Raw genomic sequence first — 22,795 nt, 5'->3', positions numbered from 1 at the left:
GTTGCGGGCGGTGCACTGCCGTGGTTGCCGCCCAACGCCACTACCCCGGCCAGGACGCCCGCGACAGCCAAGATTCCCACCGCTACCGCGCCGACGACGACAGGCGCGCGCCCCAAACCCGGCCGATCGGCCGGCACATAGACATCGGTGTCGTCGGGAACGGCGAAACTCATTGGATAGCTCGACGAGAACGGCCGCGTGCTCGGCGCATGGTCCCCCCACGCTGCGGCGGTGGCCGCCCGGGCCAGTTCACCCGCCGACGAGTACCTGGCCCCGGCCTGTTTGGCCATGCCCACGGCGACGACGTCGTCGAAGTTTCGGGCGATGCCCCGGCGCATGATGCTGGGCCGTGGCGGCGGCGAAAACACATGCGCGCTCATCAGCTGCCGAATTTCGGCACGCTCAAACGGCGGCTGGCCGGTGAGGCACTCGTAGAGCAGGCAGGTCAGCGAGTAGACGTCGGCCTGCGGCCCGACGCGGGCGCCGCCGAACCCTTCCGGCGCCAGGTAGGCACTCGATCCCGCCTGCGCAATGCCGAAGTCGACCAGGTAGGCGAAGTTGTCGGCAGTGAGCAGCACGTTCTCCGGCTTGACGTCGCGGTGTACCAGCCGGTCGGCGTGCGCGGCATCCAGCGCGGACGCCACCTGCGCAACGATCAAGGCGGCCTGCGCGGGTTCGAACGGACCATGCTCGCTCAACACCTCCTTGAGGCTGCGGCCGTCGATCAGGCGCATGTCGATAAAGAGCACTCCGTCGATCTGGCCGAAGTCGTGCACCGGGACGACATGCGGGTCCTGCAGCTGCGCTGTCCTGCGGCATTCTCGCCGAAAGCGCTCCTGGAAGGCCGGGTCGGGGGCCAGCTCACGGCGCAACAGCTTGATCGCGACCGTCCGATCCTTGCTCGTGTCGTAGGCCCGGTACACCTCGCCCATGCCGCCCACGCCGAGCAGTGATTGCAGTTCGTAGGGCCCGAACCGGGTGTCGAGACGCGAGCCATCGCTCGGCGAAGACATGTGGCGATCCTTTCGATGCGTTCGGGGGGCGAGCGCGCAGATACCAGGATTCCCGGATCAGGCCGTCACCTAACCGGAGGTGTCGTTGATCTCCTATCGCAGACTCTCGATCCTGCTGCGCAGCAGCTGCGCGAGACGCTTCGTTTGCCGTTCATCGAAGCCGATTTTCCCGCATGTGTCTGGCCAGTCCTGCGCGGCATCGACGATGGCGTCAATCATCCTCGTTGTGGCGCGTGGCCGCAGGCCGAGGCGTTCGCCGGCGTCGACGAAGTTGGCGCGGGTAAGCCGGTTGGCGCGACCGTACAGGTTGAGCGCCATGGGATCTCGCCAGCGGGTGTAGGGCTGGGTACAGAGCAGGTCGTAGGCAGGAGTGGGTTGCCAGACACCGTCGAGGTGGTAGATCGACAGGTTCTTACCGTGCAGGTCGCCGTTGCCGATGAGCCAGGAAAAAACAGCGGTCTTGAGCAGTTCGAGGATCGCGGCCGGCTTGGATCCACCCCCGCGGCCACAAGCGTCGGCAAGTGCGGTGATGGCGGTCTCGGCCCTGATTCGGTACTTCGAAGCCGGGTAGAGGCCGGCGACCTGGCACGCGTCCTCTTGCGCGATGCGTGTCGTCCCTGTTCTGTCGAATCGGGACACCAGCAAGGCGCTTCGTCCCTCGGCGTCATGCAGCAGGGATGTCTTGGCGACCCGCAACCCGCACGCGACGGCCATCGTCATGAAGAAGTGCTCGTTTTCGACCAGCAGCGGGTATTGAACGGGGTTGAGCTTGAGTATCGCCGTTCCCGACCGGGTCTGGGTCGGCGCCGAAAGCATTGCGGCGCTGACCTTGGGCTGTACTCCCGCCAGGCCCACCGGATCGGCGTCGACGGATTCGGTCAACTTTGCGAACACGGCACGAAAATCGTCGTCCCGCTTGGGATCGAACATCGGCTGCGGTCGGCCCGGTTCGATTCCTGCGGGAACGACCCGGACGTTGCCCACGGTGTCGGCACCGATCGCCAGCAACAACGTGAGGTGATCGTCGGCCGAAGTTTTCGTCGACGACGTCACCACACCGAGTCGGACCCCCTCCGGGAGAAGGCCGGCGAAGAACGGCGGAACAGCCCCACCCGTTGTGACAACTGGATATTCACGCGATCGAAGCAGCGACCACGACACGGATCGTTCCCGCAGCTGATCCTCGGCAGGTAGTTGTTCGGTGATGTAGTTGAAGCTGATCGTGTCTTCGGGTCCGCGAATCAGATGAGCGGCAAGCTCTTCGCCGATGTACACATCGGCTTCGGTGATGTTGCGGAGGTCGAGTAGTTTCGTCATTCAGGTCTAGTGCCCACGTCGAGGTAGATGCCCAAGACGTCGGCGATCTCGACGACCGAGCCGAACTTGACCGAACCGCTTCCCCGTTCTAGCGACTGCACGCTGGATCGCGAGACGCCGGCTAGGTCGGCCACGGTTTGTTGGGTGAGCCGCAGCGCGATCCGACGCTCGGCGAACGCCCGGCCTATGCGTGCAATATCGGGCATAGAGTCATCGAGCCGAGGTTGCGTCCGCCGCGGACCTGCCACTTCGCCCCTTGTGCTTGAAATTACATGCATAAATAGCATGCAGGCACGCAGCAGCCTTCGTCAAGCACCTATGCTTTATTTTTCATGCTTAAGGCTGGGTCAACGTCCGAGTCGGCGCCGCCAGTCCCGAGCTGAGAGGAACCTGCCCGCCGCCCCCACGATCGTGCCCTTCCTGCGGCTATAGGGGTACCACATGGCTTCTTTCTTCATCGCGACCCGTTCGGCCACAATGCTTTTGGCGCGGCAATACTTCCGGATCCCGTCGGCGCCGCCGGAACGGGACCCTACTCCCGAGTCATTCCACGGAGTGATGAACCCGACGAGCTGGTACGGCTCATAGACGATGGTCAGCTTTTTTGCGGCGTTCGCGGCTCCCGACGGGCGCACCGACTGGTCGGCCAAGAATTCGGCGGCGTTGTCAATCGGGCGTCGCCGCCGGCTCAGCCGATGACCTCGACAGCGCAATTGACGCCGGAAGCACGTGAAAGGCGTCCATCAGAGGTGAGCAGCACGGCATCCAGGGCCTCGGCCAAAGCAATGTACGCGGCATCGTAGGGCGTTACGTTATGCCGCAGTTCCCAAATGCGTTGCAGCAATGGCTGATGCTGGGACCGTTGCAGGGGTAGATCCGCAAGGTCTGCCAACGCGCCAACGGCTCTTCGAGCAGGCATCAGCTTGGCAGCAACCTGGCGCCGGAACACCGAGACCACCTCAAGGTCGATGAGTTCGGGTGCGGCCAATGTCTCGTCTGCTAGACGCGCGCGGGCCCGCCGGCCGTCTGCAGCATCGTCGCCCAGGGCCACGGCCAATACGCTTGCATCAACGACGATCACGTTCTGCCCGAACATGATCGACAGCACTCGCAAAAGGCACTCTTCCGCCACGGCGTGCAGCCACGCGGTCAAGAACTTCGTCCAGGGTGGGCTGATTGGCGTCGGCGATCAGTCGGCTCCGAAGGTATTCCTGCAGCGACTGATGTGCGCGCGCGGCTCGTTCCCGCAGAACTCGGTGGGTGTCTTCGGGAACGTCTTTGATCTGCACACTGGGCATGGCGCCATTATGGCGCCAGTAGCGCCATAATGCGAACGCCATGGGCGCGGCGGTAGCGCTAGGCTCATCGGGAAAACACCAAGGAGGTAGTTCGGTGGGAGCACGCGAACAAGTGCTGACCTCGGCCCCAGAGTTGGCCGACCTCATCGAATCTGGCGATCCGCTGACCATACTCGACGTGCGCTGGCGCCTTGACGAACCGGACGGGCGTCCGGCCTATCTCGAGGGCCACATTCCGGGCGCGGTGTACGTATCACTCGAGGACGAACTCAGCGACCACACGCGCGGCGACCGCGGACGGCACCCGCTGCCGTCGGGACCAGATTTGCAGACCGCCGCGCGCCGATGGGGAATCCGGCAGGACGTTCCTGTGGTGGTGTACGACGACTGGAACCGGGCCGGGTCCGCGCGAGCGTGGTGGGTGTTAACCGCCGCCGGCCTGACGAATGTGCGCATCCTGGACGGCGGCCTGGCCGCGTGGCTTTCGGCCGGCGGCGCTCTGGAGGCCGGGCCTCTCACCCCGCAGCCCGGGAATGTGACTGTGCCGCATAGTGATTTGTACGCCGGAGCGCTGCCCACACTGACCGCAGAGCAATGTGTTGGAGGCTTGACCCTCCTGGACGCGCGTGCGCCCGAACGCTTCCGCGGCGAGGTCGAGCCCGTCGACGCGGTCGCCGGCCACATCCCCGGCGCTCGCAACCTGCCCAGCGGCGTTGTGTTGGCAAGCGATGGAACGTTTCTCGACGACGCCGCGCTCCAGAAACTACTGTCCGACCGAGGAATCGACGACCCCGTCGGGGCCTACTGCGGCTCGGGCGTCACCGCGTCGATCACGGTCGCCGCGCTCGCCGCAGTGGGCGTCGAAGCGGCGCTGTTTCCCGGGTCGTGGTCCGAGTGGAGTTCGGATCCGGGGCGTCCCGTTGCCCGTGATGTTGAATAAGTCCCACGCGTCACAGGAAATCCGAGATGTGTCTTTGATGGCGCCGAGACTGAACTGAGGCCGCCGAGACTGCACACAGATCGCGATTGGCGCCAAAACCACACCCTCACAACAGTCTCGGTGAGCCGGCCCGCCCGCAAGCCCAGGCCGCACGCGCCGAGACTGAACTCAGGCCGCCGAAACTGCACACAGATCGCGGTTGGCGCCAAAACCACACCCTCACTACAGTCTCGGTGAGCCGGCCCGCCCGCATGCCCAGGCCGCTACGCCGCCTCGTAATTACGCCGGAACGGCCAGGCCAGCTGACGCAGGTACCCCTCGGGTTCCGTGTCGTCGACGCCGTACTGCGCGGGCCAGCGACTCGCCGGCAGGTACAGCGTCCCGAATAGCGCGTCCAGAATAGGGAATTCACCGGCGTAGTTGCTGTTGTAGGCCTGCGGCTCCCGGGCATGATGCCAGTGGTGATACTGCGGCGTGGCGATCACCCACCGCAGCCAGCCGAAGTTGAACCGGACGTTGGCGTGGATGAATATGGCCTGCAACGTGATCACCACGATGAACGCGCCCAGCGTGACCCGGCCGAAGCCGAGCGCATACAAAGGCAACACCGCGACCGAACGGATGAACGTCTCGTCAAGGGGATGAAGATGATTGGCCGCCAGCCAGTCCATTTCGCGGATGCTGTGATGCACCCGGTGGAAGCGCCACAGCAGCGGCACCTCATGGGCCATCCGGTGTCCCGCGTAGCCGCCGATCATCGCGATCGACAAGCCCGCCACGATCTGCACCCAACTCGGGCTCGCCGCGATGCCGTCGCGCAGCGGAGCGGGCACGAATACCCTTAGCACCCCACCGACTACGACCACCGACACCAGCAGGCCGATCCGCAGCGCCGTCCCGTTGACCAGATAGTGCACCAGGTCGGTGCGCCAGCCCCGCCGCAGCACTCGTCGCGGATGCAACGCGAACAGCCGCTCGAGCGGAACGAAGATGACGGCCAACACCACAATCCCGAAGATGATCTGGCTGCGCACGCTCAGCGCGAGCAGCACCAGCAACACCGTCAGCACCGCCAGCACGACGCCACCGACGCTCGCTCGCCGGGACGCCGATGCCTCGGGTGCCGGCTCCACGCTGGCAGCGACCGAGCCCGTAAAGCGCCGGGCCAGACCGAGATGACCCCAGCCGGCCAATATCGCACACGCCAGCACGATCCCGGTCACCCCGCCGGCGACGTTCTGGGTGGCCACCGCGATCGAGGCCATCAGTATCCCCGCCTGCACGGCCAGCCCGGACACGTTCAGCGACCGCCGCCCACGCAGCAGCCGGCAGGCCTGCCAACCCACCACCACGAAGGCCAGCAGGACCACCAACCACGGCAGCCCCGCGCCGTGACCCGGGTGCGCACGGGCGTATCTCCCGGTGATGCCCGCGGCCTTCAAGAGCATCAGCAGTTCGACGCCGTGAAGGACCACCATCCCGGTCACCACGGCGCGTCCGTTCGAAACTGGCCTGCCTTGTACAACTACCGGCGAGGGGTGCACGGAAAGAGCATCCCCCGCACACCTGAGAACCAACTGAGACAAGCGCAATAATCTTCAACATGAGCGATATGACGGCACGGTTCAGGGAAATCGTCGGCACCCCCAACTTGCTGACCGGCGATGCAATCTCCGATGACTATTCACACGACGAGGAGCTGGCGCAGCCGCCGCAAAAGCCTGCGTACGTCGCCAAACCGGCCAGCGCGGAAGAGGTTGCGCTGCTGCTGAAAGCCGCCACGGAACACGGCACACCGGTCACCGCCCGCGGGTCCGGCAGCGGTCTGTCCGGTGCGGCGCGCCCACGGGAAGGCGGGCTGCTGATCTCCTTCGAGCGGATGAACGCGGTGCTGGAGGTCGACACGACCAACCAGGTCGCCGTCGTCCAGCCCGGCGTGACCCTAACCGACCTCGAAGCCGCGACCGCCGACACCGGGTTGCAGTACATGGTCCACCCGGGCGAGCTGTCCTCCAGCGTCGGCGGAAACGTCGGCACCAACGCCGGCGGGATGCGCGCGGTCAAATATGGGGTCGCCCGCCACAACGTGCTGGGGTTGCAGGCGGTGCTGCCGACCGGCGAGATCATCCGCACCGGCGGCCGGATCGCCAAGGTGTCCACCGGCTACGACCTGACCCAGCTGATCGTCGGCTCCGAAGGCACCCTGGCCCTGGCCACCGAGGTGATCGTCAAACTGCATCCGCGGCTCGACCACAGCGCCACTGTGCTGGCTCCGTTCACCAACTTCGACCAAGTCATGGAAGCGGTGCCGCAGATCCTGGCCAGCGGCCTGGTGCCCTACATCCTCGAATACATCGACAACATGACGATGGCCGCGCTGGTGTACGGCCAGAACCTGGAGCTGGGCGTTCCGGACAAGATCCGCGACAGCTGCGAGGCGTATCTCGTTGTGGCCCTTGAGAACCGGACCGCAGAGCGACTGGAAGAGGATGTCGAGCGGGCTGGTGAGCTGGTGGTCGAGCTGGGGGCGATGGATGCTTACGTGCTGGAAGGCAGCTCGGCGCGCAAGCTGATCGAGGCGCGCGAGAAGGCGTTTTGGGCGGCCAAGGCAGTGGGCGCGGACGACATCATCGACACCGTCGTGCCGCGGGGGTCGATGCCGAAATTCCTTGCCACCGCGCGCAGTATGGCGGCCATGGCGGACGGCGCGGTGATCGGCTGCGGACACGCCGGCGACGGCAACGTGCATCTGGGCATCTTCTGCAAGGACGCGAACAAACGTAAACAGCTGATGATCGACATCTTCGAGCTCGCAATGGAATTGGGCGGCGCGATCTCCGGTGAACACGGCCTGGGCCGCGCCAAGACCCCCTACTTCCTCGAGCTGGAAGACCCGGCCAAGATCGCGCTGCTCGGCCGTATCAAGCAGAGCTTCGACCCGGCGGGGATCCTCAACCCGGGCGTGGTGTTCGCCGCCGAAGAGGGCTGAGTCAGCCCAGCAGTTGGGCCACGCTGCGCGAGACCATGACCTGCGGGTCCTGGTTGATGCCGACGGCGCGCAGCTCGCCGCCGATGACAAGGGCGGCCACGCCGTGCACCAAAGACCAAAGGGGGCCGGCCATTTCACGGGGATCGTGCCCGTCGACGATGCCCGCCTGCTGGCATTTCGTGATCGCGTCGAGCAGGTTGGCGAACGCCCTTTCCGCGGCACCGGCCATGGCAGGGTGGCCGGTGTCGAACGTCTCCGAGCCGAACATGACCCGGTAGTGGTCGGGATGGCCGACGGCCCAACGCACATAGGCGCGTCCGAGTTCGATCACCCGCTCCTTCGGCTCGGATGCGGCCTCGGCCGCCGCACTGAGCTCGGCGTCGAGCTCCAGGAATCCCTGTTGAGCGACGGTGGCCAACAACTCGGCCTTGTCGGCGAAGTGCCGGTAAGGCGCCGCGGCGCTGACGCCGGCCCGCCGTGCGGCCTCGGTCAGGGTGAAGCCCTTCGGCCCCTTCTCGGCGACCAGAGATAGCGCCGCCCCGGTCAGCGCTCGTTTGAGATCGCCGTGGTGGTAGCTGTCACGACGCACTGGCGACCGGGCTCCCCTCTTACGCTCACGTTGCATGTTGACGACATTAACATTATCGTCTATGTTAATGCTATTCACATCTGGGTGAGGAGCGGAAATGAGCAAGCAGGCAGCCATTGCCAGCCGCGCCGGTGACCTCGACCGGCACCGGACGGCCGCACTCCTGGGCCAGGCGCTCGCGCAGGGCTACCTGCCGATGGACGAGTACGGCGACCGGGTGCAAGCGGCTTTCCAGACGGAGACGACCCGCGAACTTCAGGAGCTCGTCGCCGATCTGCCGGTGGATCGCATCCGGCGCGCCGACCCTCGCCGGCGCGCCGCCCGGGTGGCCGCGGCTCGCCGCGGGGTGCGCATTCACCTCGGCGCCTACCTCGCGATGGTCGCCGTCGTGCTCACCGTCTGGACGGCGGTCGCCGTCACCGCCGGCGCTTGGTACTTCTGGCCGATCTGGCCGATCCTCGGCGCAGCGATCGGTCTGTTCAGCCACGCCATGTCAGTACCGGGCCCCACCAAGACCGCATGAAAATCGTTGGCTATCAACCTGAAAGGAGCAGCAATGTCAAACAACGAAGCAGGATGGGCCGTCATCACCGGCGCCAGTTCCGGGTTCGGCACGATCTTCGCCGACCAGCTGGCCAAGCGGGGACTGTCGCTGGTACTGGCCGGGCGGGACGAGGCGCGGCTCAAGGCCGTGGCGCACCGCGTCAGCGAAACTGTTGACGTGGAAGTGGTCGTCGGCGACCTCGGCACCGACGACGGAATCGAAGCCCTGATAGCCCATCTGGACGGCCGGACGATCGACATCCTGGTCAACAACGCCGGGTTCGGAACCTACGGCAAGTTCGCCGAGATCGACGCCGGCCGCGAGCACGATCTGGTCGCCGTCAACGTCGACGCGCTGGTCCGGCTGACCCACGCCGTGCTGCCGGGGATGCTGGCCCGCGGTCGCGGCGGCATCCTGAATGTGGCCTCCACCATCGCGTTTCAGCCCGGCCCCTATCAGGCGACCTACGGCGCGTCGAAGGCGTTCGTGTTGTCACTGAGCCAGGCGTTGTGGGCCGAAACCCGCGGCACCGGCGTCACCGTGACGGCGCTGTGCCCGGGTCCCACCGAGACCGGCTTCGTCGGCCGGCTCGCGGCCGACGTGTCGCACACCGCGGTCTACAGCCGCCTCGCCGCGCCCGAACCTGTCGTCGCCGCCGGGCTGAACGCACTGGACCGCGGCCGCCCTGTGGTCGTCGCCGGATTGCGCAATCGGGTGATGGCCACGGTCTCCGGCCTGGCGCCCGGGTGGTTCTCGGCGCTTATCACCGGGCGGCTGCTAAGGCCGGCCGAGGCGGCGTAACCGGGAGTCACTTCACCGTCACCGTCGCGGTGAACGTGCACACCGGCGCGGGATCGCTGCCCACGATGCTGGCGTAGTCGGTGACGACCGTCGTGGTCCCGGCCTTCAGGGCAGAGAACATCCATACCTCGTTGCCCGGGGCTCCCATCAAGTCCGGGTTTCCGCGCAGGTAGTCGTGGCTGGTCTGCTTCACGATCGCGGGATCGCCGATCTTCGCGTCAGCCTTCCACCGGAATGGCGTGGTGTGATTGGAGCCCAACGTCACCTTGAGCGTGTCCCCGACCGCCAGCGTGATGTCGCGGCCGATGGCGCTCTGCGTCCGGACGTCGTCGATGGAGACCTCGACGGATTTGGTCGCCGACCGGCTCTTTGGGCCGCTCGAGCAACCTGCCACCGCCACCGAAACCAGCACGGCGATGACGAGCACGAGCCCGGTCTTCACAAGGCCAAATATCCCACGTCAGCAACCCCCGGTCACATAACGCGGCGTTTCCGGGCGCGCACCGGCAAACAGTCGGGTAGCTTCGATCCGTGTTTGGCATCATTCGGCCCTGCCGTCATCGGCTCGGCGGCGAACTCGCAGCCGCTTGGCGGGCTCAATTGTGTGGACTGTGCCTGGCCCTGCGCGACGACTACGGCCAGGTGGCGCGGATCGCGACCAACTACGACGGGTTGGTCGTCTCGCTTCTGGTCGAAGCCCAGTCGGCTGCGGGGCCGACCCGCCGCACGGCCGGGCCGTGTCCGTTGCGCGGGATGCGCCGCGCGGACGTGGCCACCGGCGACTGCGTGCGGTTGGCCGCGGTGGTGTCGCTGGCGCTGGCCGCGGCGCGGGTCCGCGATCACGTCGACGACCGCGACGGCATGGTCGGCGTAGTCGGGGTGCGCCCGGCAGCGCGCCGGGTCGCCGAGCGTTGGGTGCGCCAGGGCACCGACGCCGGTCACACCCTGGGTTTCGATACCGGGGTATTGGTCGCCGCGATGGACCGGCAGGCCGCGCTCGAGGCGGCCGCGGGTCCGGGCAGCCCGCTACTGGAGGTGACCGAGCCCACCGAGACCGCGGTCGCAGCGGCGTTCGCGCACACCGCCGTGCTGGCCGGCCGCCCGGGTAACGAGGCGCCGCTGCGTGAGATCGGCCAGCTGTTCGGGCGGGTGGCGCACCTGCTGGACGCGGTCGAGGATTACCGCGACGACGTGGCGCGCGGCAAGTGGAATCCGTTGGCCGCCACCGGAACTCCGATGTTGGAGGTCCGCAGCCTGTGCGACGACGCGGTGCTGGGCATCGAACTGGCCCTGGCCGACGTGGAATTCACCGACGGCCGGCTGCCCCAGCGGTTGCTGACCCGCGAGGTTCGCCGCGCGGTCTCGCGCACCTTCAAAGGGGCGGGCTATACCGCACGCGACGGCGGAACACCGCACGGTGAGCAGCAAGGCATCAACTTCGGCCAGCAGCCCATGGGTGCCGGCGACCCGTACGCCCAGGACGTCGGCGACGGGCAAGTGCCCGGTCGGCGCCGGCGCGGGTCCAGGGGCGAAGACAGCACTTGTATCTGCTGCTGCGACGGCTGCGGCGACTGCTGCGAAGGCTGCGGCGCATGTGGCGACTGCTGCGACGGCGGCTGCTGCGACTGCTCGTAACGCGCAGGTAGCCGCGGGTTGCCATAGCCCTACCGCCGTGATGACAGGATGGGCGGGTGTTTGGGCTTGTCCTCATCGTTACGCTCGTCGCCACCGTCATCCTGGGAACGATCTTGGGCCGGCGCTACCGCGTGGGTCCACCGGTCCTGCTCATCCTGCTGGGCGGCCTGCTGGGCCTGATCCCGGATTTCGGCGACGTCCAGGTCAACGGCGAGATCGTACTGCTGCTGTTCCTGCCGGCGATCCTGTACTGGGAGAGCATGAACACGAGCCTCCGCGAGATGCGCGCCAACCAACGCGTCATCATTTTCCTCAGCGTGGGGCTGGTGATCGCCACGGCTTTCGCCGTGTCCATGACCGCACGCGCGCTCGGCATGGAATCCCACGCGGCGGCCGTCCTGGGTGCCGTACTCTCCCCCACCGACGCCGCCGCGGTGGCCGGCCTGGCTAAAAGGCTGCCGCGCCGGGCGCGTACCGTGCTGCGCGCCGAGAGCCTGATCAACGACGGGACCGCGCTGGTGCTCTTCGCCGTGACCGTCCACGTCGCGACGGGCGGGGCCGAGCTCAGCCCGCTCGAGCTGGTCGGCCGCTTTGCTGGCTCCTACCTGGGCGGCATCGCGGCCGGGTTGCTGGTCGGCGCATCGGCGACGCTGCTCCGCCGCAGAATCGACGCGCCCCTGGAAGAGGGAGCCCTGAGCCTGTGGACGCCGTTCGCCGCCTTCCTGCTCGCCCAAGCACTGCACTGCAGCGGTGTGGTCGCGGTCCTGGTGTCCGGGCTGATGCTCGCCTACTTCGGACCGAAGGTGATCCGGGCTCGTTCGCGCCTGGAGGCATTCGCCTTCTGGGACATCACCACATTCCTGCTCAACGGCTCCCTGTGGGTATTCGTCGGGATCCAGATTCCGGGTGCGGTGCGCCACATCTCCGACGCCCACGGCGGCCTTCGGCACGCGGTCTACCTCGCGCTCGCGGTCACCGGGGTGATCATTGTGTCCCGGGTTTTCTGGGTGGAAGTCACCACGGCGCTGTTCCGCATCTTCGACCGTCGGGCGGTGCAACGCGAACGTCGGGTCGACTGGCGTCAGCGCATGGTCACCTCCTGGTCGGGATTCCGAGGTGCGGTGTCGCTGGCCGCGGCACTCGCAGTCCCGCTGACGGCTCACGGCGCCCCGTTCCCGGACCGCAGCCTGATCATCTTCGTGGTCACCTTCGTCATCCTGGTGACCGTGCTGGTACAGGGCAGCACGCTGCCGTTTGTCGTGCACTTTGCCCGGATGCCCGAAGACGACGCACACGCCCAGGAACTGCAAATGGCTCGTCAGCGCAGCGCCGAAGCCGCGCTGGAGGTGCTGCCTGAGATCGCCGACCAACTCAACATCAGCCCGGAGCTGTTGAACAAGCTGAAAAGGGAGTACGACCTACGCGCCGCGGTGGCCGTGGACAGCGGCAACGGTGACTCGGCACCGAGCGCATTGAGCCTGAAGAAGGAAAAAATTCGGCAACTACGCCTTCGCGTGCTCGACCACCAGCGTGAGGCCATCACCACCCTGCGCAACCAAAACCTGATCGACGACATAGTGCTGCGCGAGTTGCAGCAGGAGATGGATTTCCAGGAAGTCCAGCTGCTGGAGCCTGCCGACGAGTAGTGGCGAGCAGGGGGCACCTCGGCACAATTCATGGACTGTTCAGGCACGCGTCGGCTCCGCATCGTTGACTGCACACGAACACCGGTTGTCCTCAGCGGTATGCGTGTCGTACAGGTCGCCAACTTCTATGGCCCGCGCTCCGGCGGCCTTCGCACCGCGGTGGACCGGCTGGGCGCGGAATACAATGCTGCCGGCCATCAGGTGTTTCTGATCGTCCCGGGCCCGCACGCCGGGCGCACCGTGCTGCCCTCGGGCGTGGTGCGAATCACTTTGCCCGCCAGACTGATTCCGTTCACCGGCGGTTACCGCGCGGTGATGCCGGGACCGGTGCGGGCACTGCTGGAGTCACTGCGGCCCGACGCCTTGGAGGTTTCTGACCGGCTCACGCTGCGGTCCCTGGGCCCTTGGGGCCGCGAACGCGACGTCAGGACCGTGATGATCTCCCATGAGCGTCTGGACCGCTTTGTGGGCCAGGTACTTCCGAGTCGAGCGGCCCGAAGTTTGGCCGACTTCGCCAATGCCCGCACCGCGGCCAACTACGACACCGTCGTGTGCACCACGGCTTTCGCGCGCGAGGAGTTCGACCGTATCGGCGCGACGAATGTCGCCACCGTGCCACTCGGCGTGGACCTGCAGACCTTTCATCCTCGCCGGCACTCGGCCGTGCTGCGGCAACGACTGGCCGCTCCGACGCAGGTCCTGCTCGTCCACTGCGGCCGACTGTCGGTGGAAAAGCGCGCGGACCGCAGCATCGACGCGCTCGCCGCATTGTGCGACGCCGGCGTGGATGCGCGACTGGTCGTCGTGGGAGAGGGCCCGTTGCGGCCCAGGTTGGAACGCCAGGCAGGCCGTCTACCAGTCGAATTCACGGGCTTCGTCTCCAATCGGCACACCGTTGCCGGATTGCTGGCCTCAGCCGATGTAACGCTGGCACCCGGACCGCACGAGACGTTCGGCCTGGCCGCGCTGGAATCGCTGGCATGCGGCACACCGGCCGTGGTCTCGCGCACGTCGGCTCTTACCGAGATCGTCACCGACGACAGCGGCGCGTCGGCCGACAACGACCCGACGGCTATCGCTAATGCGGTCCGCGAAATCGTCAGCAGGCCAGAGGATCATCGCCGCTTCTGCGCGAGGCGCCGCGCGGAGATGTTCACCTGGCAGGCGGCCGCCGACGGCATGCTGGCCACACTGCGTGATCAACGCGGCGACGCCGAACAGATCGCGTAGGACCGTCGCTAGTCGGACGCCTGGGCGGGGACGACGAGGTCCAGCGCGCTGAGAATGCCCGGACTGGCGGCACAGACCGACGGGATCGCATTCACCGCGCGCGCGGCAGTGGCGACCGAGCCGGGCAGCTCGCCGCCGTTCAGCGAAAAGTCAACCTGCACAGGAGGATCGCCGTCCACGGTAATTCGCGTCAGCCGGCGCGACGCGCTACCGGCCGGAATTCGCGGCTGCCAGTCTTCGACCGGTTCGTCGGGCATCGACCAGATCGCCGAGAACTGCACCCGCGGGCGGCCTTCGACGATGCCGTCGAATCGCATCCGCACACTGGCGATCGTGCCGGCTGGAATCTCCCCGGCATCGAATACGTAATGCCGGTCCGCGAGGGCGATGTCACGGTGCTCCCGGATTTCGTCCAGAGACCAGCCGAGCCCCTGGGCCAGCAGTCTCAAGGCCGGCCCGATATGGCCGCTCATCGTCCCGGGCGAGTACGCATCCGCATCTTCTTCGGGTGTGCGCCCGAAGCCCATCATCGCGAAGAAGCCCGGCACTCGGTACGAGCCGCAGGGAATGCGTTCCTGGACGGAAACCTTCGTCGGAAGCGCGCTCATGCTCGCGGCGTGCACGGCCAGGATGTCGCTGGCGAAGCCGGGCGCAATCCCGGTGGCGAACAACGAACTATTGCCCTCACGGCACGCTGCTTCCAGTCTCTGACGCACCGTGTCGTCCAGCGAGGGCGGATGAAACAACGCGAAATAGGAGGCTATGACGACATTTTTCCCGCTCGCCAGGATTGCGCACAACTGGTCGACGACCTCGTCGGGGGCGCGCCCGGAAGCCGGGGCGAAGTACGTCACGCAGTCCGCGTCCAGCGCCAGGAAGTCCTGCAGGCTGTCGGAAGCCACGACACCGACCGCGGATTCGCCGGCCAACTCGCCGGAGTCCCGGCCCACCTTCTCACCGCTGTGCACCAGCAGACCTACCAGCTCCAAGCGCGACGAGCGCAGCACTTGCCGAAGCGCAAGCGTCCCGGTGTAACCCGTGCCGATGTGCGCAACCCGATACTTCTTGTCCCACTGCATGATTCAAACCCCTGCCCAGCTGAGCATGAAGGTCGCGGCTGCCCGGGCGGAGTTGTCCGCCGCGATCTGCTTGTAGTAGAAGAACGAGACCGGAAAACCCGGCAGGTGCAGCGGGTCGCCCTGCCCGTCCGAAATGCCGCGGATACCCAAGAATGGGACACCCTGCGCATCGGCGACCGCCTGCACCGCCGCCGTCTCATTGTCCGTCGCGTCGAAGGCCGGATTCTGGGCCACGATATTGATGTTGCTGATCAGCGCATTTTTCAGCCACGGCCCAGCCGCCTGGAAGAAGTTCCCGGTGTAGAAAAGCGAGCGATCCGGTGCGCTGCACGGTTGGCAACCGAAGACGTCGCCGCCGTTGGGTATACAGGGCATTGCCTGGCCGTTGTTGTTGTCGGAGCTGGTGCCGTCACCGCCGACGATCAGTTGCGGCATGCGGCCCAGGTTATTCAGCCGCACGATCGGAGCGTTTTTGCACAGGCAGGTGGGATTGCCGAGTGTGTTGATGTTTTCCAGGGCGACCGAGAGCGTCTGAGCGGTGGCCAGCATCCCGGGGTCGACCGGATGAAATGTGGTGCCGTTGTCCAGCGTCCATCGGGCCGGTATCACCACATCCCCGATCTTGGGGCGTGCGCCGCCGCCGGCGACACCCGAAAACAACACTGCGCCAATGGCGATGCCCGACGCGCAGGTAAAGCGCGCGAACGCGGTCTCGGTGGTGTTGGTGGCGTTCACCAGGCCGATGCCCGTCATCGCCACGATCACCTTCTTGCCACTCATCGTGCCGAGGTAATAGTGCCGTCGGTCGACGACGACGACCGGATTCGGGTCGAGCGTGGTGTGCGACAGCACCGCGTCGGCCTCGGCCGGAAAAGCAGACAGCACCAGCGTGCGCTGCTCGCATGCCAATGTCACGGCCGGCGCGGGCTCAGCGACCGCCACGCCACCGCCCAGCAACGCGAACGCCACCGCCAGGGCGGCTCGGGGAAGGCTCGAGCAAGGCCTGGGCACAGTCCCCCTGCTCTTCCGTCGTTCATGGTTGCCCATCGATTTTTCGCGCCGACCGGCCGCAGGTGAATATTCGTTATCATTATTTTTGTCTAGCGATTTCGTGTCGTTATGCAATGAATCTAGGTGGCAGATCGTGACGCACTCGAATACTCCTACCGCACAACAGTTCTACGACGACGCCGATCTTACTCGCGCCGTCACCGCCTACAAGTTCTTCTACCCAACCGTCTCCGGCGCCGCGATCATCAAGGGCAGCCAAGCCGTCGGCCTGGTTCCCAACAAGGTATTGGGAATTCTGGACTGCGGACCCGAACAGCTGGTCTACACGGCCAATTCCGACACCCCGTACGGACCGTTGCTGCTCGACCTGAGCGTGGGGCCACTGATCGTCGAGCTGCAACCTGGACCGCTGATCGTCGTCTCGATGGACATCAACCAGCGCTGGGTCGCCGACATGGGTCTGCCCGGACCCGACGCGGGCAACGGCGGCAAGCACCTGCTCCTCGGCCCCGACTACACCGGCCCCATTCCCGACGTGGGGTACTACGTGCACCGGGCCAGCAGCAACCGGCAGATCGTCGGCGCACGCTCATTGCCGGTCGGCGGCGACGTCGCGGCGGCCAAGCAGCGCCTGACCACCATCAAGGTGTATCCGCTGGACCCCGACGCCGAATGGACCGAACCGCAGTGGCTCGAGTTGACCGGGAAGTTCCAAGACACCACCCCGCTGCAATGGGAGAACAACCTCACGTTCTGGCAGGTGCTGCACGAAACCATCGACACAGAGCCGGCTTTCCCCGGGTACCACACCCACTACGGCGAACTGGCCGCGCTCGGCATCGAGAAGGGCGCACCGTTTGAACCCGACGACCGAATGAAAGGGCTCCTCGAATCGGCCGCGCAGGCCGGCAACGCCCAGATGCGGGTGCAGGCGTTCGCCGATCGCACTGAAAACCGCAAGGTCTGGGACAACCGGCAGTGGGAGTGGGTCGCCCTGCGCTACGAGGACGGAGACTTCAACACCGCCACCCATGTCGACCTGCCCGCGCGGGAGAAATGGTTCTACCAGGCCGTCGGCGCCTCGCCCGCGATGTTTCGCCGCGACACCCGCGCCGGTTCGCTGTACTGGCTGGCGCTGCATTCGACGGCAGTTGGCGCCCAAGCGATTTCGAGGCCGCTACCGCCGCTCGATGATCACCGAGACTCACTGGCCGCGGACACCTTGTCCGCCATCCAGTACGCGATCGCCATGGACGTCTCGCTGGTCGAAAAGCCGATGCCCTCGAAGACGAGCTCTCCGATCGCCGCGGGGAGCCTGACGTTCTCGAGGCGATGCCGCCAGGTCAACCGGTATGCGTCTCCGGCCGGCTCAATGCGCAGGTCGAGGTCGCCGGTCAACAGGCCTGCGGCGTCCCAGTATTGAACGCGGTAGTCGCCGGGGAAACCGTTGGACGTGTCGCCCCTGGCCCGTCCGGATCCGATGGTGCCTTCCGCCGAGCCTGACGTGCTGAAGCGCGCGGTGATCACGTCGGCTTCCTCGGTGCTGATCTGATATTCGGCGACGCCGATTAGCCGCGTGTTGACCATGACCAGCATGGTAGGGAGGCGCGCCGGGACGCCCAACCGCGGGCAGAACCAGAGCCCTCAACGGGGACCGGGAAACGTCGGTGGATGGTAAGTGGGAAACGACGGCGGACGGTAGGTCGGAAACGACGGTTGACGATAGGTAGGCGGCGGCGCATAGCGAGTGTGCCTGGGATAGTGCTGAGTTGGCTGATCAGGCTTGCTGTTGACGGCGACTAGTACGGCGGCCACGCCGGCGACTACGGCGAGCACCAAGCCGGTGACCACGACGGTCCGGCGCTCCGCGGCGGTGCCCCCGCGCGCGATGAAGAACTCCCGGCTTCTCGCCGTTGTCAGGCTTGCGACGACGAGCAGGGCAAGAATCAAGCCCAGGATCGTGGAAACGGGAGTCGAGAAATGCTTCACGATCGTCAGCACTGTTTGGACTATCTGTAGCGCGGCAAGTACCAGCGCCGTGTAAACCAGGATCTTGTTGGATTTGCCGCGTAGAGCCGCGATTCCGCCCCAGATCATGAGAGTGGCCAAGGCGAAATTGACGATCGTGTATCCCCATGCCGTGCCCGGGGGACCGAAAGTGCGCTTACTGAAAACGGCTATGCCCAGCATGAACAGTGCCGCCAGAAGTTCCAGAACCGCCGCGATGAATGCGAAAACCGCGGCTGCCGTGACGGTACCGGGCCGCCGTGCGGGGTCGTAGCCAACGGCGGGTGGCGGCTGCTGGGGCGCTGGCCACGGTGGGCCCGTCTGCTGGTGAGGCGCTGGCCCCTGCGGGCCCGCCGGCTGCTGGGGCACTGAGGCCGCTGTGACTGTCGGATCAGGGTTACTCATGCGCGTTTCATCTCCCCCACTGCACAATAATTTGCTGCTTACCCGAATCACCGTAAACTCAAACACGATTTGGCGGACACCTGTTAGCCGCGTGTTGATCATGACGGACATGGTTGGCCACTGGCTAAGCTCACGGCACCGACCTTGGAGGCGTTCAGATGACCGAACAGCGGGTTAGGAATTGCGTGGCCGTCGCCTTGGTGGTGGCCATCGCCGCGTGCACCTCGAAGACGCCGGCGCCCAGCGGCGATCCGCTCGCCGGGGTGAAGGTACCCGATGCCTTCACGCCACTGACCGTGCAGCCGATCAGCCGGCCGACGTTCCCCTTCCCCGGTACCGACGGCAAGTACCAACTGGCCTTCGACGTGCAGATCACCAACGCCGCCGCGGCGCCGGCCAGCCTCAACTCCGTCGAAGTGGTCGATGCTCAGGATCCGACCAAGGTGCTGGCCACCTTCGCCGGCAGTCAACTGGTCCAGCCAGGCTGCAACTACGGCGACTGCAACCGACTGCGACTGCTGCCGGCCACACCGGCCCCCGATCTCACGATCGCGCCGCAAGCATCACGCTCGCTGCTGATGGATTTCACGTTCGACACGCTGGCGAAATTCCCCAAAGCGGTGATGCTGCGTCTGCACGGCACGGGCGCGACCAGCCCAGGTTCAAAGGATCCCGAACCGATCGACACCCTGGGCAATCCGTTCAACATCTCGGCGGGCACGCCGCGGGTGCTCAACCCGCCGCTGCGCGGCGCCAACTGGGTCGCGCTCAACGGGTGCTGCGATCCCGGATGGGCGCACCGCGACGCCATCATTCCGGCCGACATGAAACTGAATAACAGCCAGCGATTCGCGATCGACTGGATCCGCACCGATGATCAGGGCAATTTCTACACCGGCGACAAGACCAAGAACGAGAGCTATGTCGCCTACGGGTCCCCGGTGTACGCGGTGGCCGACGGCACCGTGACTGCGACGCTGGACGACATGGAAGCCAACGTGCCGGGCATCCTCCCGGCCTCAGATCCCGTGCTGGCCAAGAAGTTAACGGTGGAAAACATCGACGGCAACCACATCATCATGGACCTCGGTGGCGGCGTGTATGCCATGTACGCCCACTTCATCAAGGGCTCACTGCTGGTGAAACCCGGCGACAAGGTCACGAAGGGCCAGCAGATCGCCAAGCTGGGCAACACCGGCAACGCCAACGCCCCGCACCTGCACTTCCAGCTCATGAACGGCCCGTCGATCCTGGAGGCTGACGCGGTTCCCTACGTGCTGGACAACTTCGGCTACCAAGGCCAGGTCAGCAACCAATCGATCTGGGACGCCGACAATTACCTCAGCGGTTCGTTCTTCGGACCGGATCGGCTACCCACGTCGCAGCCGCGCAGCCAGCAACTGCCGGTGCTGAACGCGATCGTGAACTTCGCCCAGCCCTAACCGGCAGTGCACGGAAGTCGTTTGATGCCATGGAAAAACGACGAGCGCAGCCGGTCGGGTGGCCCGGTGACCGCGAGGCCCGGCACGTTAGCGTACAGCTCTTCCAGCATCACCCGCAGTTCGAGACGGGCCAGCTGGGCGCCAAGGCAGAAGTGCACTCCCCCGCCCCCGAACGCGGCGTGACCGGCATCGGTTCGGGTGACGTCGAACTCGTCGGCCCGGTCGAACACTTCCTCGTCGCGGTTGGCGGACAGGTAGTGGATCAGCACCCAGTCGCCGGCGGGGATCTGTTGGCCGCGGATCTCGACGTCGCGGGTGACCGTGCGACGGAAATGCATCACCGGTGTTGCCCAGCGCAGCAATTCCTCCACCGCGGGCTTGACGGCCTCGGGGTCGCGGGCGAGCAGGGCCTGTTGTTCGGGATGCTGCGACAGCGCCAGGATGCCGTGGCTAAGCGTGTTGCGGGTCGTTTCGTTGCCGGCGATCGCCAGCAGCAGAAAGAACTCGTTGAGCTGGTCGCGGTTGAGTTTCTCGCCGTCGACCTCGGCGGCCAGCAGTGCCGACAAGATGTCGTCGGTGAGCCCGTGTTTGCGGCGGTGCTCGACCAGTTCGTTGCAGTAGGTGAACATTTCGGCGGCGGCCTGGCCGAGGGCTTGCGGGGTGGGAGCGTAGTCGGGGTCTTCGATGCCGAGGCTTCCGATCGCGTTGCTCCACCGAAAGACCGCCATGCGGTCTTCGGCGGGCACGCCGAGGACGTCGGCGATCACCTGTAGCGACATTTCCGCGGAAATGTCTGTCACAGCGTCGAATTCGCCCTTGGCGGTGATGTTGGCGACGATGTCTCGCGCGACTTTGCGCATTCGGGGTTCGAGGCGCTGCACATTGCGGACGGTGAAGCCCTGGTTGATCAGCTTGCGGTAGTGAATGTGACGCGGCGGATCGATGCCGGGCAGCATCGCCGAGTTCGGCCCCGCCTCGGCCTCGACCAGCGTGTTGCCCTTAGTGCTGGTGAAGGTCTCGGTGTCGCGGCTGACCAGCCGCACGTCGGCGTATTTGGTCAACAACCACGCCCGTGGCAAGCCCTGCAGCTGCACCGGATGCACGGGTGCGGTGGCCCGCAGCCGGGTCAGGGCGTCGAACGGGGCGCCGACGACGAAGGTGTCGGGATTCAACACCGCGGCGGCGTCGCGGTCGGTGGGGCTGTGCTGGTTCTCGACCACCAAGGACCGGATCTTCGGAGAAGTCATGAGGCTTTGATCCCGGCAATGATCACATCCAGGCCGGCGCGGAACCGCCGGCGTCTGCCGCGTGATTCTTCCAGGCTCACCGAGCCGAGCAGGTAGGTGTACAAGACCGAGTGTGCCGCGGCCACAGCCGCTTTCCCGAGGCCGGCTTCGGCCAGCAGGGATCGGCTGACCCGGTCGAGACGACGGGAATGTTCGCCACCGCCACTGGTCTGCAGCAAGCCCGCGACACCGGGTACGCCGAGGATCACTTCGCGTGCGGTGCAGTACAACTCGACGAGCCGCGCGTCCCACGGGCCGGCCTCGGGTATCGGGATGTTCGCCAGCACCGACTCGGCCAGCAGATCCAGCGCGGCCTGCTTGCCCGGGACGTGGTAGTACACCGACGGCACGGCCGCGCCGAGTTCGGCGGCAAGCTCACGCATCGTCACACGTTGCACGCCTATCCGGCGCGCCAGGCTGTGCAACGACGCCACGACTTGAGCACGGTCGAGTTCGCCGTAAGCCCGCCGCACCCCGGCTGTCATAGCGATTCGAGCGTTGTTCGAAATGATTCGAGCATTGTTCGAATCTACCGTGCCGCCGTCGTGAAAGCGACCCTGAGGTAGTTCGTGCTTCCGCCGGGGAGATCATGCAGGGATGAGTACCGTCGCAAAACTGTCGGTGGCCACGCCCGTGGTGACCATGTTTCCGGGATCGAGCGCCGCCTGGAAGAAGGTTTCCGCGTGAACCGGGTCAGGGCAGGCATATTCAGCCTCACCCCTGCCGCACCGGCCGACGACGACGGTTACCTGCGTTGGCACCTGCTGGATCACATGCCGGAGCAATACCAACTACCCGGCATCGTGCACGGTCTGCGCTGGATCGCCGACGGCGACTACCCGTCGCACCGCCTGGCAGCCGACGGGCCACTGGGCGAGGTCGGCAATGCGGTCCACTACCTCGTCGGTGACCCGGTTGAAGAAACCTTCGACGACTTCATCGCGCTCGGGCGCGCGTTGTGGGAAAACGGCCGCTTCCCCGTCCGGCGACCCTCGCTGCAAGTGGCCGGTCTGCGACTGCTGCAGTGGCGATCCTCGCCGCACGCACTGGTTTCCGCCGAGGTGGTGCCGTTTCGACCGCATCGTGGGGTCCTGCTGATCGTCGAGGAATCCGTCGCGGGGCGCCCGAGCGAATGGCTGCAATGGCTGCACGCCGAACACTATCCCGCGCTGCTCGCCATACCCGGCACAGCCGGCGCGTGGACCTTCGGCTCGAGCAGCGCGTGGAACCACGCATCCCGAGGCTGGCGAACCGAGCCCCAATACATCACGGTCGTCTACCTCGACGACGATCCGCTGGCCACCACACGTGCTTTGGCCCCGGTTGTCGAACAGCGGTGGCGTTCAGCAGCAGTGCGACCGGTATTCGCCGGTCCGCTGCGCAGCATGATCAGTTGGGAAGCGTGGCCGTGACGCCCGAAGTGATGCACGCAAACGAAACCCACTGCGCGGCACGCGAATTTGTCGCCCGTAGCCGGGCAGAAACCCATATCCTTCTCGCCGGTGATTGGAGTGACTGATGTGGCCGACGGGCTCGTCGATAAAACGCTCAGGGCGTTGACGG

24 protein-coding genes are annotated in these 22,795 nt (G+C 66.1%); 10 read left to right on the top strand and 14 right to left on the bottom strand.

The genetic code is table 11. The features are described from left to right. From VML93_RS04975 to VML93_RS38485, 6 genes are all read right to left on the bottom strand, one after another. On the bottom strand, window positions 1–1,013 hold a 1,013-nt coding region (locus tag VML93_RS04975; RefSeq protein WP_325608289.1), incomplete at its 3' end, for a serine/threonine-protein kinase. 93 nt (window positions 1,014–1,106) lie between these two features. After that, window positions 1,107–2,330 carry a type II toxin-antitoxin system HipA family toxin gene (locus tag VML93_RS04970; protein ID WP_325608284.1) on the bottom strand — a complete coding sequence of 408 codons (1,224 nt, stop codon included), beginning with the start codon at window positions 2,328–2,330 and terminating at the stop codon, window positions 1,107–1,109. Beyond that, window positions 2,327–2,536, bottom strand: coding sequence for a helix-turn-helix domain-containing protein (locus VML93_RS04965; RefSeq protein WP_325608282.1), 210 nt, complete (start codon window positions 2,534–2,536; stop codon window positions 2,327–2,329). Before VML93_RS04965 ends, VML93_RS04970 begins: the two co-directional genes overlap by 4 nt. A 141-nt stretch (window positions 2,537–2,677) precedes the next feature. Further along, window positions 2,678–2,980 (bottom strand): hypothetical protein, encoded by a 303-nt coding sequence (locus tag VML93_RS04960; RefSeq protein ID WP_325608280.1) that lies wholly within the window; start codon window positions 2,978–2,980, stop codon window positions 2,678–2,680. Window positions 2,981–3,018: 38 nt separating this feature from the next. Further along, entirely contained in the window at window positions 3,019–3,483 is a 465-nt protein-coding gene (locus VML93_RS04955; RefSeq protein ID WP_325608278.1) for a type II toxin-antitoxin system VapC family toxin, read from the bottom strand. Continuing rightward, window positions 3,398–3,628, bottom strand: a complete 231-nt coding sequence (locus VML93_RS38485; protein ID WP_414686280.1) for a FitA-like ribbon-helix-helix domain-containing protein — start codon at window positions 3,626–3,628, stop codon at window positions 3,398–3,400. The genes VML93_RS04955 and VML93_RS38485 overlap by 86 nt, the downstream gene beginning before the upstream one ends. Window positions 3,629–3,722: 94 nt before the next feature. On the opposite strand from VML93_RS38485, the gene VML93_RS04950 reads away from it, so the two are divergent. Further along, window positions 3,723–4,568, top strand: coding sequence for a sulfurtransferase (locus VML93_RS04950; protein ID WP_325608276.1), 846 nt, complete (start codon window positions 3,723–3,725; stop codon window positions 4,566–4,568). A 263-nt stretch (window positions 4,569–4,831) separates the two neighbouring features. On the opposite strand, the gene VML93_RS04945 is transcribed toward VML93_RS04950, so the two are convergent. Next, window positions 4,832–6,046, bottom strand: coding sequence for a sterol desaturase family protein (locus VML93_RS04945; protein ID WP_325608274.1), 1,215 nt, complete (start codon window positions 6,044–6,046; stop codon window positions 4,832–4,834). A 125-nt stretch (window positions 6,047–6,171) separates the two neighbouring features. Here VML93_RS04945 and VML93_RS04940 point away from each other — a divergent pair, with 125 nt between their 5' ends. After that, window positions 6,172–7,557 (top strand): FAD-binding oxidoreductase, encoded by a 1,386-nt coding sequence (locus tag VML93_RS04940; RefSeq protein ID WP_325608272.1) that lies wholly within the window; start codon window positions 6,172–6,174, stop codon window positions 7,555–7,557. A 1-nt stretch (window position 7,558) separates the two neighbouring features. Here the strand turns inward: VML93_RS04940 and VML93_RS04935 are convergent, their stop codons facing one another. Continuing rightward, the gene (locus VML93_RS04935) at window positions 7,559–8,182 is read right to left on the bottom strand and encodes a TetR/AcrR family transcriptional regulator (protein WP_325608270.1); all 624 of its coding nucleotides are present in this window, start codon (window positions 8,180–8,182) and stop codon (window positions 7,559–7,561) included. Between the two features lie 61 nt (window positions 8,183–8,243). Here VML93_RS04935 and VML93_RS04930 point away from each other — a divergent pair, with 61 nt between their 5' ends. Continuing rightward, on the top strand, window positions 8,244–8,669 hold the full coding sequence (locus VML93_RS04930) for a DUF1707 domain-containing protein (protein ID WP_325608268.1): 426 nt from the start codon (window positions 8,244–8,246) through the stop codon (window positions 8,667–8,669). A gap of 33 nt (window positions 8,670–8,702) precedes the next feature. After that, a complete protein-coding gene (locus VML93_RS04925) occupies window positions 8,703–9,491 on the top strand; it encodes an SDR family oxidoreductase (RefSeq protein WP_325608266.1) in 789 nt (262 codons plus the stop codon). A 7-nt stretch (window positions 9,492–9,498) separates the two neighbouring features. Here VML93_RS04925 and VML93_RS04920 read toward each other — a convergent pair whose 3' ends face one another. Beyond that, window positions 9,499–9,933: a protease inhibitor I42 family protein gene (locus tag VML93_RS04920; protein ID WP_325608264.1), complete on the bottom strand. Its 435-nt coding sequence runs from the start codon at window positions 9,931–9,933 to the stop codon at window positions 9,499–9,501. A gap of 89 nt (window positions 9,934–10,022) precedes the next feature. On the opposite strand from VML93_RS04920, the gene VML93_RS04915 reads away from it, so the two are divergent. The 3 genes from VML93_RS04915 (at window position 10,023) to VML93_RS04905 (ending at window position 14,002) form a co-directional block, all read left to right on the top strand. Next, window positions 10,023–11,126, top strand: coding sequence for a DUF5685 family protein (locus VML93_RS04915; RefSeq protein ID WP_325608262.1), 1,104 nt, complete (start codon window positions 10,023–10,025; stop codon window positions 11,124–11,126). Window positions 11,127–11,182: 56 nt separating this feature from the next. Next, window positions 11,183–12,772 (top strand): Na+/H+ antiporter, encoded by a 1,590-nt coding sequence (locus VML93_RS04910; protein ID WP_325608260.1) that lies wholly within the window; start codon window positions 11,183–11,185, stop codon window positions 12,770–12,772. Window positions 12,773–12,871: 99 nt separating this feature from the next. Then, complete coding sequence (locus VML93_RS04905) at window positions 12,872–14,002, top strand: glycosyltransferase (protein WP_325608258.1); 1,131 nt, start codon at window positions 12,872–12,874, stop codon at window positions 14,000–14,002. An 8-nt stretch (window positions 14,003–14,010) separates the two neighbouring features. Here the strand turns inward: VML93_RS04905 and VML93_RS04900 are convergent, their stop codons facing one another. Both VML93_RS04900 and VML93_RS04895 read right to left on the bottom strand, forming a co-directional pair. Further along, window positions 14,011–15,081, bottom strand: a complete 1,071-nt coding sequence (locus VML93_RS04900) for a hypothetical protein (RefSeq protein ID WP_325608256.1) — start codon at window positions 15,079–15,081, stop codon at window positions 14,011–14,013. 3 nt (window positions 15,082–15,084) lie between these two features. Then, window positions 15,085–16,050 carry a hypothetical protein gene (locus VML93_RS04895; RefSeq protein ID WP_325608254.1) on the bottom strand — a complete coding sequence of 322 codons (966 nt, stop codon included), beginning with the start codon at window positions 16,048–16,050 and terminating at the stop codon, window positions 15,085–15,087. Between the two features lie 175 nt (window positions 16,051–16,225). Here VML93_RS04895 and VML93_RS04890 point away from each other — a divergent pair, with 175 nt between their 5' ends. Continuing rightward, window positions 16,226–17,515, top strand: coding sequence for a DUF1254 domain-containing protein (locus VML93_RS04890; protein WP_325608252.1), 1,290 nt, complete (start codon window positions 16,226–16,228; stop codon window positions 17,513–17,515). A gap of 221 nt (window positions 17,516–17,736) precedes the next feature. Here VML93_RS04890 and VML93_RS04885 read toward each other — a convergent pair whose 3' ends face one another. After that, window positions 17,737–18,606, bottom strand: a complete 870-nt coding sequence (locus tag VML93_RS04885) for a hypothetical protein (RefSeq protein WP_325608250.1) — start codon at window positions 18,604–18,606, stop codon at window positions 17,737–17,739. 56 nt (window positions 18,607–18,662) lie between these two features. Here VML93_RS04885 and VML93_RS04880 point away from each other — a divergent pair, with 56 nt between their 5' ends. Further along, window positions 18,663–19,946 carry a M23 family metallopeptidase gene (locus VML93_RS04880; protein ID WP_325608248.1) on the top strand — a complete coding sequence of 428 codons (1,284 nt, stop codon included), beginning with the start codon at window positions 18,663–18,665 and terminating at the stop codon, window positions 19,944–19,946. Here VML93_RS04880 and VML93_RS04875 read toward each other — a convergent pair. Together VML93_RS04875 and VML93_RS04870 are read right to left on the bottom strand one after the other, a co-directional pair. Beyond that, window positions 19,943–21,193: a cytochrome P450 gene (locus VML93_RS04875; protein WP_325608245.1), complete on the bottom strand. Its 1,251-nt coding sequence runs from the start codon at window positions 21,191–21,193 to the stop codon at window positions 19,943–19,945. The two genes, VML93_RS04880 and VML93_RS04875, sit on opposite strands and share 4 nt — an antisense overlap. After that, the gene (locus tag VML93_RS04870; RefSeq protein ID WP_325608243.1) at window positions 21,190–21,717 is read right to left on the bottom strand and encodes a TetR/AcrR family transcriptional regulator C-terminal domain-containing protein; all 528 of its coding nucleotides are present in this window, start codon (window positions 21,715–21,717) and stop codon (window positions 21,190–21,192) included. The genes VML93_RS04875 and VML93_RS04870 overlap by 4 nt, the downstream gene beginning before the upstream one ends. A gap of 198 nt (window positions 21,718–21,915) precedes the next feature. Here VML93_RS04870 and VML93_RS04865 point away from each other — a divergent pair, with 198 nt between their 5' ends. Further along, window positions 21,916–22,644, top strand: coding sequence for a hypothetical protein (locus tag VML93_RS04865; protein WP_325608241.1), 729 nt, complete (start codon window positions 21,916–21,918; stop codon window positions 22,642–22,644). Window positions 22,645–22,795: the final 151 nt, after the last annotated feature.

It is taken from the genome of Mycobacterium sp., from assembly GCF_035499775.1.
Lineage (GTDB): Bacteria > Actinomycetota > Actinomycetes > Mycobacteriales > Mycobacteriaceae > Mycobacterium.
This window is presented reverse-complemented; position numbering and strand designations above follow the sequence as displayed.